This window comes from Streptomyces sp. NPDC047853 (assembly GCF_043204535.1).
Lineage (GTDB): Bacteria > Actinomycetota > Actinomycetes > Streptomycetales > Streptomycetaceae > Streptomyces.
Genome location: NZ_JBIDCI010000009.1, coordinates 66,949 through 80,434, shown reverse-complemented (window position 1 = coordinate 80,434; position 13,486 = coordinate 66,949). Strand labels below are relative to the sequence as shown.

Below are 13,486 nucleotides of genomic sequence, written 5' to 3'. Positions count from 1 at the left end.
CGGGGGCGCGCTTTCCGCGTCAGAGGTTGGTCATGTCGACCGGGATGAGTTGCTCGGCGCCGTCGCGCAGGATGGTGGCCTCGATCAGGCCGTAGGGGCGGTCGGCGGCGTAGTAGACGGCGCCGTCCTTGGCCTCGTTGTCGATCCCGAAGGGCGACAGGTCCGAGCGGAAGTGGTGCTTGTTGGGCATGGAGAAGCGGATCTCGTCCACCTCGTCACGGGAGTTGAGCACCCGCACGCCCATCTCGAAGAGGGTCTGCTGCAGCGAGTACGAGTAGGTCTCGGCGAACGCCTGCAGCGCGTGCTTGCGCACACCGTTGTACGAGCGGTCCCAGTCCGGGGCGTGCGAGTCGACGCCGTCCCAGTTGTGCCGCCACCAGGTGGAGACGGTGGTGGCGAGGATCCGGTCGTAGTCCTCCTTGAGGGTGGTGTACTTGTCCTTCAGGTAGCCGAAGAACTCGGAGTTGGTCGAGTTCAGGACGGTGAGGTCCTTGAAGCCGGAGAGCACCTGGATGCCGTGGCCGTCGTAGGTGATCTGCGCGACGCGCGTCTCCTGGCCCGTGCGGACGAACGAGTGGGCGATCTCCTCGGAGCCGACGAAGCGGGCGCCGCCCTTGGAGGTCTCGATCCGCTCCCAGCCGTACTCCTCGATGCGGATGCGGGCCTGGTGGATCGGCTCGTTGTTGTCGACGAAGTGGCGGGCGAGCTTGACGCCGAGATCCTCGGCGCTCTCGATCCCGTGCTCCTTGGCGAAGGCGAACACCGTGTTCTTGGTGGTGTCGGTCGGCAGGACGTTCGCGTTGGACCCGCTGCGGTGGACCTCCTCCATGTCGCCGGAGAGGGCGACGGAGACGTTCAGGTCCTTGATGTGGTGCGTGTCGCCGTCACGCGTGATCTTGACGACGCGGTTCTCTGCCTTGCCGTACTGGTTCTGTCCCAGGACGAAACGGGTCATGTGTCGGTCAGCTCCCTCGGTAAACGGAGTAGCCGAACGGGTTGAGCAGCAGCGGAACGTGGTAGTGCTCGCCGGGCACCACCGCGAAGGTGATGGTGACCTCGGGGAAGAACACGGGCCGGTCGTTCTCGCTGTCCCGGAGCGCGGGGGCGTCCTGCTGGGCCGCGGCTTGTTTCTTGGCGAAGTACGTCTCGGTGTCGAAGTCGAGGCGCACGTGTGTGGTGCCCTCCGGCAGGGCCGGGAGGTCCTTGCACCGGCCGTCCGCGTCGGTCGCGGAGCCGCCGAGCTCGTGCCAGTCCGCCTTCTGCCCGGCGCGGGCGGAGAGGTGGACGGCGACGGCCTCGGCGGGCCGGCCGACGCTGGTGTCCAGGATGTGCGTGGACACGGAGGCGGTGGTGCTGGTGCTCATGGTCAGGCGTCCTGTTCGACGAGTCGGGTCAGGCGGATGCGGTTGATCTTCCCCAGTTCGGTGCGGACGATCTCCCGCTCCTGCTCGGGCGAGTTGCCGATCCGCTCCTTGACCGCGTCCCGCATCTGCTCACCGGTCCGGCCGGTGGCGCAGATCAGGAAGACGTGGCGGAACTTGTCCTGGTAGGCCAGGTTGAGTTCGAGCATCTCCGCTTTGAGGTCCTCGGAGGCGCCGGCCATCCCGGCCTGCTCGCGGGACGAGGTCGGGTCGCCCGGCTTGGGGCGGCCGATCGGCGGGTGCCCGGCCATCGCCTCGGCGAGGTCCTCGGCCGTCAGCTCGGCCATGGCGGCGTCACTGGCGGTGTACAGGTCCTCGACGGTGGTGAAGGGGCGGGCGGCGAGCAGGTGCCGGGCCCACGCCGTGGAGGCACACGCCTCGTGGAGTTCGGCGAGCGCCGCGGACTCCTCGAGGGCGTTGAGACGGGCCAGGCCCGACGCGGAAGTGGACGTCACGGGAGCCTCCGTGGCCTTGTGCTGAACGGGCGTGCCGATAGCTAACGCCCTCGGAAACAAGCCGTCAACACTTTGTTGAAAATTCGGGGTGACGAAAGCCGCCGCCCGGTCACCGGACGGCGGCCTGCCGTTCACGAGGTCGTACCTGGTCAGACACCTCTTGTCCGATCAGGCACCCTTCTCGCGGTTGAGGTAGTTGTAGACGGTGAAGCGGCTGACGCCCAGCGCGCCCGCGACGGTCTCCACACCGTGGCGCACGGAGAAGGCCCCCCGGGCCTCCAGCATCCGCACGACCTCCTGCTTGGCCCGGCGGTCCAGCTCGGACAGCGGCCTGCCCTGCCGGCGTTCCAGCGCGGCGAGGATGTGGTCCAGGGAGTCCGCGAGCTGGGGCAGCCGCACGGCGACCACCTCGGCACCCTCCCAGGCGAGCACGACGTCGTCCTGGCCGGCCTCGTCGGCCGGGAGCAGCTCGCCGCCGATGGCGTCGACCAGGGGTTTCACGGCCGCGATGAAGGGCTCCTCCCCCGGCCCGGTCACCGCTCACCCTCCCCGACCACGTTGACCTGGAGGGAGATCCGGGTGGCGCCCGCCTCCAGGGAACGGCGCAGCAGCGCGTCCACGGCGGTGAGCACCGCGTCGGCGCCGCCCTCCGCGGTGTTGCCGAACGGGCCGACGTCGACCTCGTCCAGCTCCGCGGCCTCGACGACCTCCCGGGCGACCACCGCGTGCGCGGGGGCCTCGTCGAGATCGAAGGGCTCGGTCGTGAACTCCACTCTCAATCGCACGCGGTCAACCTAACGCGCGGTGACCGTTTTCCGCCGCCCCCTCTTGACAAGCAGGAAGCTCCACCGGCAATCTTCCATTAAGCAGAAACGAACTTCCGCAATACGGAAGACAGCGGATTACGATCGAAACGGAAGGAGCGCGGCACCCGATGGGCTTCGCAGACCAGCGCTTCAACGTCAACCTGTCGATCCTCTTCACGGAACTCCCGCTCCTGGAGCGTCCAGCGGCCGCCGCCGCGGCCGGCTTCACCGCGGTCGAGCTGTGGTGGCCCTGGATCGACTCGCCCGCCCCCGAGCAGTCCGAGCTCGACGCCCTGAAGCAGGCGATCGAGGACGCGGGCGTCCAGCTCACCGGGCTGAACTTCTACGCCGGACAGCTCCCGGGCCCCGACCGCGGCGCCCTGTCGGTGCCGGGCGAGGAGTCGGACCGGTTCCGCGCCAACATCGACGTGGCCGCCGACTTCGCGAAGTCGCTGGGCTGCACGGCCCTCAACGCCCTGTACGGCAACCGCGTCGAGGGCGTGGACCCGGCCGAGCAGGACCGGCTCGCCCTGGAGAACCTGGTCCTCGCCGCCCGCGCGGCCGACCGGATCGGCGCGGTCCTGCTGGTCGAGGCGCTCAACAAGCCCGAGTCGCCGCTCTACCCGCTGGTGTCGGCCCCGGCCGCCGTCGCGGTCGTCGACCAGGTCAACGAGGCCACCGGACTCGGCAACGCCAAGTTCCTCATGGACCTCTACCACCTGTCCATGAACGGCGAGGACCTGCCGCAGGTGATCGACGCGTACGCGGCGAAGACCGGCCACGTCCAGATCGCCGACAACCCGGGCCGCGGCGCCCCCGGCACCGGCACCCTCCCGCTGGAGGAGCTGCTCGACCGGCTGCGGAAGGCCGGCTACGACGGCTGGGTCGGCCTGGAGTACAAGCCGGGCGACGCCCCCAGCGCCGAGTCCTTCTCCTGGCTGCCGGCCGAGGCCCGCGCGGCCCGCTGAGCGCCACCCCGCAGAACACTTTTTTCAGAGAGGCACCCATCATGAGCACCCTCCCCAAGGTCGCCTGGATCGGTCTCGGCATCATGGGCTCCCCCATGGCGGAGAACCTGATCAAGGCGGGTTACCAGGTCACCGGTTACACGCTGGAGCAGGACAAGCTCGACCGCCTGGCCGCCGCCGGCGGCACCGCGGCCGGCTCGATCGCCGAGGCCGTGCGCGACGCCGACGTCGTCGTCACCATGGTGCCCGCGTCGCCGCAGGTCGAGGCCATCGCCTACGGTCCCGACGGCATCCTGGAGAACGCGAGGTCCGGCGCCCTGCTGGTCGACATGTCCTCGATCACCCCGCAGACCTCGGTCGACCTGGCCGCGGCCGCCAAGGACAAGGGCATCCGCGTGCTGGACGCCCCCGTCTCCGGCGGCGAGGCCGGCGCCATCGAGGCCGTGCTCTCCATCATGGTCGGCGGTGAGCAGGCCGACTTCGACGAGGCCAAGCCGCTCCTGGAGGCGCTCGGCAAGACCATCGTGCTGTGCGGTCCGCACGGCTCGGGCCAGACCGTGAAGGCCGCCAACCAGCTGATCGTCGCCGTGAACATCCAGGCGTGCGCCGAGGCCGTGGTCTTCCTGGAGAAGTCCGGCGTGGACCTGAAGGCCGCCCTCGACGTCCTCAACGGCGGACTGGCCGGCTCCACGGTGCTGACGCGGAAGAAGGACAACTTCCTGGCCCGTGACTTCAAGCCGGGCTTCCGCATCGACCTGCACCACAAGGACATGGGCATCGTCACCGACGCCGCCCGCAACGTCGGGGCCGCGCTGCCGGTCGGCGCCGTGGTCGCCCAGCTGGTCGCCTCCCTGCGCGCCCAGGGCGACGGCGGCCTGGACCACTCGGCCCTGCTGCGCGCCGTGGAGCGCCTCTCCGGCTCCCAGGTCTGACCGGCCCGGACCACGAGACCTCCGGGCGGCGCCGTCGCTGACACCTGTCCTGTCGCGCCCGAGCGGCGACGCCGCCCGGATCCCACTTCAACAAACTGTTGACGTGCTCTTCACCCGAACTTAGGCTCCACGAAGCGGAAGTTGTTTTCCGCTGACCCCTCGCACGGAAGGTCCCCGATGTCGCAGCGCGTGCTCACGACGCGGACTCTCACCACGGAGTCCGGCGCCCCGGTCGCAGACAACCAGAATTCCGCCTCCGCCGGCATCGGCGGCCCCCTGCTGATCCAGGACCAGCACCTCCTGGAGAAGCTCGCCCGCTTCAACCGCGAGCGCATCCCGGAGCGCGTGGTGCACGCCCGCGGCTCCGGCGCCTACGGCCACTTCGAGGTGACCGACGACGTCACGGGCTACACGCACGCCGACTTCCTGAACACCGTCGGCAAGCGCACCGAGGTCTTCCTGCGCTTCTCCACCGTGGCCGACTCGCTCGGCGGCGCGGACGCGGTCCGCGACCCGCGCGGCTTCGCGGTGAAGTTCTACACCGAGGAGGGCAACTACGACCTCGTCGGCAACAACACCCCGGTGTTCTTCATCAAGGACCCGATCAAGTTCCCCGACTTCATCCACTCGCAGAAGCGCGACCCGTTCTCGGGCCGCCAGGAGCCGGACAACGTCTTCGACTTCTGGGCCCACTCCCCCGAGGCCACGCACCAGGTGACCTGGCTGATGGGCGACCGCGGCATCCCCGCCTCGTACCGTCACATGGACGGCTTCGGCTCGCACACCTACCAGTGGACGAACGGCAAGGGCGAGTCCTTCTTCGTCAAGTACCACTTCAAGACGGACCAGGGCATCCGCTGCCTGACCGCCGACGAGGCCGCCAGGCTCGCGGGCGAGGACCCGACCTCGCACCAGACGGACCTGGTGCAGGCGATCGAGCGGGGCGTGTTCCCGTCCTGGACGCTGCACGTGCAGCTGATGCCGGTGGCCGAGGCGGCGAACTACCGCTTCAACCCGTTCGACGTGACCAAGGTGTGGCCGCACGCCGACTACCCGCTGCGGCGCGTGGGCCGCCTCGTGCTGGACCGCAACCCGGACAACGTCTTCGCCGAGGTCGAGCAGGCCGCCTTCTCCCCGAACAACTTCGTTCCGGGCATCGGCCCCTCCCCCGACAAGATGCTCCAGGGCCGGCTGTTCGCCTACGCGGACGCCCATCGCTACCGCCTGGGCGTCAACCACACCCAGCTCGCGGTGAACGCCCCCAAGGCGGTGCCCGGCGGTGCGGCCAACTACGGCCGGGACGGCCTGATGGCGTCCAACTCCCAGGGCCGCGGCGCCAAGAACTACGAGCCGAACTCGTACGACGGCCCGGTCGAGACCGGCCGCCCGCTGGCCTCGCCACTGCCGGTGTCCGGCCACACCGGCACCCACGAGACGCCGCTGCACACCAAGGACGACCACTTCTACCAGGCCGGTGAGCTGTACCGCCTGATGTCCGAGGACGAGAAGCAGCGCCTGATCGCGAACCTCGCCGGCGGCCTGTCCCAGGTCTCCCGCAACGACGTGGTCGAGAAGAACCTCGCGCACTTCCACGCCGCCGACCCGGAGTACGGCAAGCGCCTGGAAGAGGCGGTCCGCGCCCTGCGCGAGGACTGACCGCAAGGCTCGCGCACGGGACCCGGCGGGGAGGCCGGGACCGTGTGCGCGGCCCGCGCGGGCACCGGAGCGGCCCGGATGAGGGGTGGCCGCCCGGAGCCGGCGCGGGAAGGGCGAGGACCGCGACGGCCTGCGAGCCAGTGCGGTGGTGAAGGGCCCGGAGCTTCTCCTACGACCTGAGGGGAGAGGCGTTCCGGACCCGTCGCACCGTCGCGGTCCCAGCCACCACCCGCCTCTGCACGCCAGAGGCCCACGACTCCGTCCGGCGGCGCGAACGACCTGTCGCGCCCAGCCTCGCGCTGTCGGACGGACACCACGTGAAGAACCGTAGAACCTTCACCGGCCGATGAGCGCCGGATGCGGACGGTCCCGCATCCGGCGCTCTTCGGCGTGCCCGCGCGGGCCTCCACCGGTCCTGACACCCTCCGGGGTGCGGAACGCGGGCCCGCGCAGCAGCCTGAAGGCATGGCACACCCATCCGAGCACCCGCACATCGTCGTCCACTCCCCCGCCCTGGACGGGTCCCGCCGGGTCACCTCCGGCGACGAGACCCTCGGCGTCGCCTCGCACACCGACGACGTCGCCGAGCTGCTGCGGCTGGCCGACCTGTACGTGACCGACATCGAGGACAGCGACCTCGTCGAGTGGCAGGGCGGCGGCCCGGACGACTGGCCGGGGCTGCACGAGCACCAGGAGCACCAGGAGCCCCCTCCGGCCTGACCGCGCGTCCGGCTCCCTCAAGTCCTCCTCTGAGAACGCGTCCGCGCGCTTGAACCGCCCCCCGGGCCGGGCACATCCCCGGGCACACGGGGGTGAGGTCATGGACGGTGGCACGGAGATCGGCTGGGAGCCGTACGAGATCGCACTGCTGGGCGGCGGGCCGCGGGCCGCGGTGACGGTGGCGGTGGCGGTGGTCGACCTGCACCTGCGGGGGGCGTTGGAGATCGGCCCCCGCAGGACGCTGTGCGCCGCGGGGCCGGAACCGGAGGGGCTGGGGCCGTTCGAGGGCACCGTCCTGGACTGCCTGCGGGAGCCGCGCACCGCCCGCGAGCTGGTCCGGCATCCGGACGTGCGGCTGGCGCTGGCGCTGGCGCGCATCCCGCTCGCGGAGGAAGGGCTGCTGCGCTACCCGCGGCTCGGCCCCACCCGGGGCGCCCGCCGGCGGGTGGAGTTCTGGCGGGCGCGCAACCCCCTGCCGAGGGTCCGGCACGGGCTGACGGACGACGACACGCTGCTCGCGGTCGCCCTGCACGGCGACGCCGCCCTGCGCATGCTGCTGCCGCGCTTCGCGCTGCGGACCGGGCTCACGGACCCGGGTGCCTCGGCGGAGGGGGTGCGCTTCTCCCTGGGCCGGGGCAGGTTCCTCAGGTGGCGCGACGAGTACGAGGACTCGATCACGGGCGACTGGGGCGCGGGCCACGGGGGCGGTTGCGGCTCGGGCGGCGGGGGCGGGGGCGGTGGGGACTGAGCGGACCGGACGCGCGCGAGGGCGGTCCGTCACGGTGACGGACCGCCCTCGCCCTCAGGCCGTGCGGGTGGTGCGGGTCAGGCCTTCAGGGTCCTGACCGCGGTCGGGGCGTGCCCCGGCTCCGTGGCCAGCTCCTCGAACTCCACCACGTTGGAGATGTCGTTCGTCCCCGACATGGAGATGTTGGTGATCCGCTCCAGGATCGCCTCGACGACGACCGGCACCTGGTGCTCGGCGGCGAGCTTCTTGGCCTGCTCCAGGGCCGCGCCCAGCTCGCCGGGGTCGGTCACCCGGATCGCCTTGCAGCCGAGGCCCTCGGCGACCTTGACGTGGTCCACGCCGTAGACGCCCAGTTCGGGCGAGTTGATGTTCTCGAACTCCAGGTTGACCTGGAAGTCGATCTCGAACGCCCGCTGGGCCTGGCGGATCAGGCCCAGGTAGGAGTTGTTGACCAGGACGTGGACGTACGGGATCTTGTGCTGCGCGCCGACGGCCAGTTCCTCGATCATGAACTGGAAGTCGTAGTCGCCGGAGAGTGCCACGACCTGGGCCTCGGGGTCGGCCTTGGCGACGCCGAGCGCGGCCGGGACGGTCCAGCCGAGCGGGCCGGCCTGGCCGCAGTTGATCCAGTGGCGCGGGCGGTAGACGTGCAGCATCTGGGCGCCGGCGATCTGGGAGAGGCCTATGGTGGAGACGTACCGGGTCTCCGGGCCGAAGGCCTTGTTCATCTCCTCGTAGACGCGCTGCGGCTTGATCGGGATGTCGTCGAAGTGCGTACGGCGCTGGAGGGTGGCCTTGCGCTCCTGGGCGGAGGCGGCCCAGTCGGAGCGGTCGGGCAGCTTGCCGGCCGCCTTCAGCTCCTTCGCGACCTCGACGAACAGCGACAGGGCGGCCTTCGCGTCGGAGGCGATGCCGTAGTCCGGGGCGAAGATCTTGCCGATCTGGGTCGGCTCGACGTCGACGTGGACGAACTTCCGGCCGGCGGTGTAGACGTCCAGCTTGCCGGTGTGGCGGTTGGCCCAGCGGTTGCCGATGCCGAGGACGAAGTCCGACTCCAGGAAGGTCGCGTTGCCGTAGCGGTGCGAGGTCTGGAGGCCGACCATGCCGGCGTTCAGCTCGTGGTCGTCGGGCAGCAGGCCCCAGCCCATCAGGGTGGGCACGACCGGGGTGCCGGTCAGCTCCGCGAACTCCACCAGGAGGTCGGCCGCGTCGGCGTTGATGATGCCGCCGCCGGCCACGATCAGGGGGCGCTCGGCCGCGTTCAGCATGCCGATCGCCTTCTCGACCTGGGCACGGGATGCGGCCGGCTTGTAGACCGGGAGCGGTTCGTAGGTGTCCGGGTCGAACTCGATCTCCGTGAGCTGGACGTCGATCGGCAGGTCGATGAGGACCGGGCCGGGACGGCCGGAGCGCATGAGGTGGAAGGCCTGCTGGAACACGCCGGGGACCTGCGCGGCCTCCAGGACGGTGACCGCCATCTTGGTGACCGGCTTGGCGATCGAGGCGATGTCGACGGCCTGGAAGTCCTCCTTGTGGATCACCGCGGTCGGCGCCTGGCCGGTGATGCACAGGATCGGGATCGAGTCGCCGATCGCCGAGTACAGACCGGTGATCATGTCGGTGCCGGCCGGTCCCGAAGTGCCGATGCAGACACCGATGTTGCCCGGGCGGGTCCGGGTGTAGCCCTCGGCCATGTGCGAGGCGCCCTCGACGTGCCGGGCGAGGGTGTGGTGGACGCCGCCGGAGGCCTTGAGCGCCGCGTAGAAGGGGTTGATCGCCGCGCCCGGCACACCGAACGCGTCGGTGACGCCCTCGCGCTTGAGGATCTCAACTGCCGCTCTGGCAGCGGTCATACGAGCCATCGAGTACTCCTGCTTCGGCTGTCGGATTCGCACTCCCGTCGCGCCCCGCGGTGAGCTTCTTCCGTAGCGACTTCCATATTGCGGAATTTTGTTTCTACGATCTGGAAGTAATGTAAGTGGGCGGCCGAGGGCCGTCAAGAGAGGACGATGGGGGCATGTCCGAGACCGTCCCGGTGTGCTGCACCGCCTGCGGGCGCCGGCACCGCTACACGGCACCGTCGTACCCCTGCGCCTGCGGGGCGCCCGTCACCCCCGCGCTCGATCCGCGCGGGACCGCGACCGCGGTCACCCACCGGGTGTGGGACGAGGAGTGGATCGGCGTGCGCTGCGCGGCCTGCGGGACCGAGAGCCGCTGGCCGCGGCCGGAGCTGGGCTGCCCGTGCGGGACCGTGCTCTGCGTGCCGGTGGACCGGAGCGCCGGCGGGCGGTCCGGGCGCGCCCCCGGGTCGCGGGTCCCGGCCCACCGGGCGGTGCCGATCCGCACCGCCCGTGACGCCGTCACCGCCGCCGTGCTGTACCTGCGCGGGCTGGGGCACCGGGACGTGCGCCGGGCGGAGCAGCGGCCGGTGTCCGGCATCGGGCTGGCGGCGCCCGGGATCGTGGTCCAGGTGGACCCGACGGCGGGCCCCGCCTCGGCGCGGGACGTGGAGTGCCTGTGGCTCACGGGCATGGCCGAGTCCGCGAGCTGCGTCTTCTTCTCCCTCGCCGGCTACGCCGAGGAGGCCCGCGAACGCGCCGACGCGCTGGGCGTCGCGCTCTTCGTCCTCGATCCGGCGGGTGTACCGCGGCCCGCAAACGCGTCGGCCGTGGCGCTGGACGCCACGGCCGACTGAGAACTGCTGTTGTGCGGACTACCGAGCGGCGTGCCCGAAGCGGACGCCGGCGGCCGGGAGACCGCCCTGACCGGGCTGGTGGACGGTGACCGGGGCGGTCGGCTGGCCCACGGTCACGTTGGCCATCGGCAGGGCGTAGAGCGCGCCGTACGCGCTCGGGCCGTAGGGCATGCCGACGTACAGGCGGGTGCCGGTGAAGTGGATGCTCCGGCCGAGGTACTGCTTGGCCTTCGGGGCGCCGGGGATGCCGTCGCCGTCGCCGGACTCGATCCACTTGTCGTTGGCGCCGGGGGCGCCGAGCAGCGAGAAGACGTGGACGGCGCCGGAGCTCGTCTCCGAGCCGATGGCCTCGTCCGGGACACCGACGGCCATCTTCATCGTGGCGACGGTGCTGACCGCCCGCGGTGCGGTGTTCACGACGCTCAGGGCGGCACCGAAGTGGTCACCGGCCTCGGAGGTGCCGGAGACGTCGTCGTCGGCGGTGCCCGAGTCGTATCCCTCGAGCTTGGTGTAGCCGCCGGCGGCGTTGACACGGAAGGTCATCACGCCACCGGTCTGGGCCTTGCTGACGCCGTCCACCGTCAGGGCCTCGCCCGGCGAGCCCACCGCGAGGATCGACTCGGCGGCGGTCGCCGCTCCCGACGCGCGGTAGGGAGCCAGACCCAGGGCGGCGCCGAACCGGTCGCCTGCCTCCGCGCCGCCCGGGACGGTGTCCAGGTCCTGGTCGAGGCCGAACAGCGGGGTGGGCCTCTTCTCGCTGTTCAGGGTGTGGGAGAAGACGGCGAGGTTGCCGGCCGCGTCGTCGCCGCCGATGTTCTCGTCCGGAGCCCCGATGGCCACGTGGTTGGTGTCGGCGGCCAGCACGGCGCCGAAGCCGTCGTTGGCCTCCACCGCTCCGGGCACGTCCAGCCTGTCCTGGTGGACAGCGACGTTGGTGCCACCGCGGACGTAGAACGCCTCGCCCGCCTTCGCCGCGGTGCCGAGACCCTCGCCGGGCGTGCCGATCACGACGAAGGGCTCGCCGGCGGCGGTGGTGCCCGCGGCCATGGCCTGCCCCATCAGGTCCCCGGTCTCGGGGGTCGAGGCGCTGATCGAGCCGTTGCCCGTGGCCTGCTCGAAGTGGGTGTCCTTCTTGGCGCCGGTGCCGAGGCCGCCGGGGGCGCCGTGCAGGATGTCGGCCATGCCCGCGTCCACGGCATCGCCGATGTTCTCGCCGGGCGAGCCCACGGCCAGGTCGGTGCAGCCGTCCTCGTCGTAGTCGACGGTGGCGATGGCCTGGCCGAAGAGGTCGTTCGCCTCGGCCCCGCCCGGGACCCAGTCGAGGTCCTGGCTGATCTCGGCGCTGCCCTTGCCGCCGCCGTACACGAGACGGAGCAGGCCCGCCTTGGCGTCGCCGCCGACGGCCGCCTCCGGGTCGGCGACGGCGATGTCCTCCACACCGTCGCAGTTGAAGTCGGTGACGCGGGTCGCGCCCACCTTGGACGCCACCCAGGAGCCCAGGTCGTCGACGCGGGTGACGATGCCGCCGGTACGCGTCTCGGCGGCGTCGATACCGAAGCAACCGCCCTGGTAGGAGCGGCTGCTGAGGCCGGCCAGCCGGTGGGTCCCGCCGGCCACCCGGACCAGCGGTCCGCCGGTGTCGCCCATGCACGCGGAGACGCCGTCCCTGCCGGTCACCGTCGCCGTGGTGGTGGCGGCGGCGTCCACCGAGAACGTTCCGGTGTGCAGGTTCAGCGGCGCCCACTCGGTCTTGGTACGGCCGTACCCGGCGAGCGTCAGCTCCTCACCCGCGACGGGTGCGGTGGTGGCCAGGGCGAGGGGGGTGACGCCCGCGACCGGGCGGTTCAGCCGGGCCAGGACGACGTCGCGGTCGGTGCGGGGCACCAGCTCCACGACCTCGCGGACCGCGCCGGCGGTGCCGGACAGGTCGGCGCGGCCGACGGTCGCGGTGGTCTTGCGCTGCGGCTTGCCCGCGGGCACCGCAAGGCTCGCGGCGGGGTCGTCCGCGAAGCAACTGGCCGCGGTGAGCAGCCACTCGGTGTCGACCAGGACGCCGGAGCAGCCGCGGTCGTGGTCACCGACGACGACCTGCGCCGTGTAGGCGTGCGTCGTGTCGGACGAGGCGGAGGCGGGGCCCGTCACGGCGGTGGCGGGAACGGCGGTCATGACGACCGGTCCCGCGGTCAGGGCTGCGGCCAGTGCGGCGAGGCGCACGGGTCTGGTGTGTCGCATCAGTTCAGGTTCCTCGGTGGCAGGTCTCGGCAAGGGGACTCGGCTGGGCGCTACTTGGAGGTCCTGATCTCCACGAGCAGGTGCTCACGGCCCTGTTCGTCCGCGCTCTCGCCCACCGAGGTCCAGGTGTTCTTCTCCAGGTCGAAGGACTTCTCCTCGTCCCCGACGGTCATGTCCACCTGGGTGTCGTAGTCGTTGCCCCGCATGACGTAGACGGCGGGGATCTCGAGCGTCAGCCACCCCGAGTTGCCGACCGTCCTGAAGCAGATCGTCTCCGCTTCACGCCGGGCCATGACCTGCAGGAGGCCGGGGCCGTCGGCGCAGTCGGCCAGGGTGATGTGACCGTCCCCGCGCTTGAGGACGATGCCCTGCTCCTCGAGGATCTTGTCGGCCTGCGGATAGGCGAAGTCCTCGACCGCGTAGCCCGGGGCCTCGTCCGCCACGGTCACCGCGGGACCGCCGGTCTCCGTCGGGAGGCCGGAGCCCAGCGCGGCCCATGCCAGGCCGCCGGCGACCAGTGCGCCGCCCAGGGCGCGCGCCACGAGTCTCTTCCGCTGCGGCTTCACCGTGGTGGTGGTGCGTACCTTCATCACAGTCCTAAATTCGTTTTCCTCCGGCCGGATGTCCGCCATCCGACCCCGTGACAGGCATGAAGGCTCCGCAATTCAATGAGGGCCCCCAACCCCCGTCGGAAATACGGGAGGACAGCACATTCCTTTCCCGCATCTCCGCTTGAGCCTGTCCATGCCACCTCCCGGCAGCGGTGTCTGTCCACTTCCGAACCCCAGCAAAACGGACTGGAGTTGTAGGTTCCGTGTGACTCTCGCCACCTCCTGGAAAGGTTGTACGCATC

At 71.1% G+C, this 13,486-nt stretch carries 14 protein-coding genes; 6 read left to right on the top strand and 8 right to left on the bottom strand.

Annotated elements, in window-relative coordinates:
* Positions 1-19: 19 nt before the first annotated feature.
* The 5 genes from pucL to ACGF5T_RS18550 all read right to left on the bottom strand — a co-directional run bounded on the left by pucL (position 20) and on the right by ACGF5T_RS18550 (position 2,661).
* Positions 20-955 (bottom strand): factor-independent urate hydroxylase, encoded by a 936-nt coding sequence (pucL, locus tag ACGF5T_RS18570; protein WP_356607222.1) that lies wholly within the window; start codon positions 953-955, stop codon positions 20-22.
* A 7-nt stretch (positions 956-962) separates the two neighbouring features.
* The gene (gene uraH / locus ACGF5T_RS18565) at positions 963-1,364 is read right to left on the bottom strand and encodes a hydroxyisourate hydrolase (protein ID WP_361009623.1); all 402 of its coding nucleotides are present in this window, start codon (positions 1,362-1,364) and stop codon (positions 963-965) included.
* Positions 1,365-1,366: 2 nt separating this feature from the next.
* Positions 1,367-1,876 (bottom strand): 2-oxo-4-hydroxy-4-carboxy-5-ureidoimidazoline decarboxylase, encoded by a 510-nt coding sequence (gene uraD, locus ACGF5T_RS18560; RefSeq protein ID WP_366766381.1) that lies wholly within the window; start codon positions 1,874-1,876, stop codon positions 1,367-1,369.
* Between the two features lie 168 nt (positions 1,877-2,044).
* Positions 2,045-2,413, bottom strand: a complete 369-nt coding sequence (locus tag ACGF5T_RS18555) for a helix-turn-helix domain-containing protein (protein ID WP_366766382.1) — start codon at positions 2,411-2,413, stop codon at positions 2,045-2,047.
* Positions 2,410-2,661: a thiamine-binding protein gene (locus tag ACGF5T_RS18550; RefSeq protein WP_217141660.1), complete on the bottom strand. Its 252-nt coding sequence runs from the start codon at positions 2,659-2,661 to the stop codon at positions 2,410-2,412. Before ACGF5T_RS18550 ends, ACGF5T_RS18555 begins: the two co-directional genes overlap by 4 nt.
* Before the next feature lie 149 nt (positions 2,662-2,810).
* Between ACGF5T_RS18550 and ACGF5T_RS18545 the strand changes: the two genes are divergently transcribed.
* The 5 genes from ACGF5T_RS18545 to ACGF5T_RS18525 all read left to right on the top strand — a co-directional run bounded on the left by ACGF5T_RS18545 (position 2,811) and on the right by ACGF5T_RS18525 (position 7,706).
* Entirely contained in the window at positions 2,811-3,650 is an 840-nt protein-coding gene (locus ACGF5T_RS18545; protein WP_366766383.1) for a TIM barrel protein, read from the top strand.
* A gap of 41 nt (positions 3,651-3,691) precedes the next feature.
* The gene (locus tag ACGF5T_RS18540) at positions 3,692-4,582 is read left to right on the top strand and encodes a 2-hydroxy-3-oxopropionate reductase (protein ID WP_366766384.1); all 891 of its coding nucleotides are present in this window, start codon (positions 3,692-3,694) and stop codon (positions 4,580-4,582) included.
* Between the two features lie 177 nt (positions 4,583-4,759).
* Positions 4,760-6,238 carry a catalase gene (locus tag ACGF5T_RS18535; RefSeq protein ID WP_361009610.1) on the top strand — a complete coding sequence of 493 codons (1,479 nt, stop codon included), beginning with the start codon at positions 4,760-4,762 and terminating at the stop codon, positions 6,236-6,238.
* Positions 6,239-6,703: 465 nt separating this feature from the next.
* On the top strand, positions 6,704-6,958 hold the full coding sequence (locus ACGF5T_RS18530) for a hypothetical protein (protein WP_366766385.1): 255 nt from the start codon (positions 6,704-6,706) through the stop codon (positions 6,956-6,958).
* A gap of 100 nt (positions 6,959-7,058) precedes the next feature.
* A complete protein-coding gene (locus ACGF5T_RS18525) occupies positions 7,059-7,706 on the top strand; it encodes a TIGR04222 domain-containing membrane protein (protein ID WP_366766386.1) in 648 nt (215 codons plus the stop codon).
* A 77-nt stretch (positions 7,707-7,783) separates the two neighbouring features.
* Here the strand turns inward: ACGF5T_RS18525 and gcl are convergent, their stop codons facing one another.
* Positions 7,784-9,568 (bottom strand): glyoxylate carboligase, encoded by a 1,785-nt coding sequence (gcl, locus tag ACGF5T_RS18520; protein WP_366766387.1) that lies wholly within the window; start codon positions 9,566-9,568, stop codon positions 7,784-7,786.
* Positions 9,569-9,723: 155 nt separating this feature from the next.
* Here gcl and ACGF5T_RS18515 point away from each other — a divergent pair, with 155 nt between their 5' ends.
* Complete coding sequence (locus ACGF5T_RS18515) at positions 9,724-10,401, top strand: hypothetical protein (RefSeq protein ID WP_366766388.1); 678 nt, start codon at positions 9,724-9,726, stop codon at positions 10,399-10,401.
* A gap of 18 nt (positions 10,402-10,419) precedes the next feature.
* Here the strand turns inward: ACGF5T_RS18515 and ACGF5T_RS18510 are convergent, their stop codons facing one another.
* Together ACGF5T_RS18510 and ACGF5T_RS18505 are read right to left on the bottom strand one after the other, a co-directional pair.
* Entirely contained in the window at positions 10,420-12,633 is a 2,214-nt protein-coding gene (locus ACGF5T_RS18510) for a trypsin-like serine protease (RefSeq protein ID WP_366766389.1), read from the bottom strand.
* Positions 12,634-12,683: 50 nt separating this feature from the next.
* Complete coding sequence (locus tag ACGF5T_RS18505) at positions 12,684-13,223, bottom strand: hypothetical protein (RefSeq protein WP_366766390.1); 540 nt, start codon at positions 13,221-13,223, stop codon at positions 12,684-12,686.
* Between the last annotated feature and the right edge of the window lie 263 nt (positions 13,224-13,486).

Coding starts and splice junctions, on each gene's coding strand:
- uraH (WP_361009623.1), bottom strand. CDS start 1,364: ATGAGCACCAGCACCACCGCCTCCGTGTCCACGCACATCCTGGACACC.
- ACGF5T_RS18515 (WP_366766388.1), top strand. CDS start 9,724: ATGTCCGAGACCGTCCCGGTGTGCTGCACCGCCTGCGGGCGCCGGCAC.
- gcl (WP_366766387.1), bottom strand. CDS start 9,568: ATGGCTCGTATGACCGCTGCCAGAGCGGCAGTTGAGATCCTCAAGCGC.
- ACGF5T_RS18530 (WP_366766385.1), top strand. CDS start 6,704: ATGGCACACCCATCCGAGCACCCGCACATCGTCGTCCACTCCCCCGCC.
- ACGF5T_RS18510 (WP_366766389.1), bottom strand. CDS start 12,633: ATGCGACACACCAGACCCGTGCGCCTCGCCGCACTGGCCGCAGCCCTG.
- ACGF5T_RS18540 (WP_366766384.1), top strand. CDS start 3,692: ATGAGCACCCTCCCCAAGGTCGCCTGGATCGGTCTCGGCATCATGGGC.
- ACGF5T_RS18535 (WP_361009610.1), top strand. CDS start 4,760: ATGTCGCAGCGCGTGCTCACGACGCGGACTCTCACCACGGAGTCCGGC.
- ACGF5T_RS18505 (WP_366766390.1), bottom strand. CDS start 13,223: ATGAAGGTACGCACCACCACCACGGTGAAGCCGCAGCGGAAGAGACTC.
- pucL (WP_356607222.1), bottom strand. CDS start 955: ATGACCCGTTTCGTCCTGGGACAGAACCAGTACGGCAAGGCAGAGAAC.
- ACGF5T_RS18545 (WP_366766383.1), top strand. CDS start 2,811: ATGGGCTTCGCAGACCAGCGCTTCAACGTCAACCTGTCGATCCTCTTC.
- ACGF5T_RS18525 (WP_366766386.1), top strand. CDS start 7,059: ATGGACGGTGGCACGGAGATCGGCTGGGAGCCGTACGAGATCGCACTG.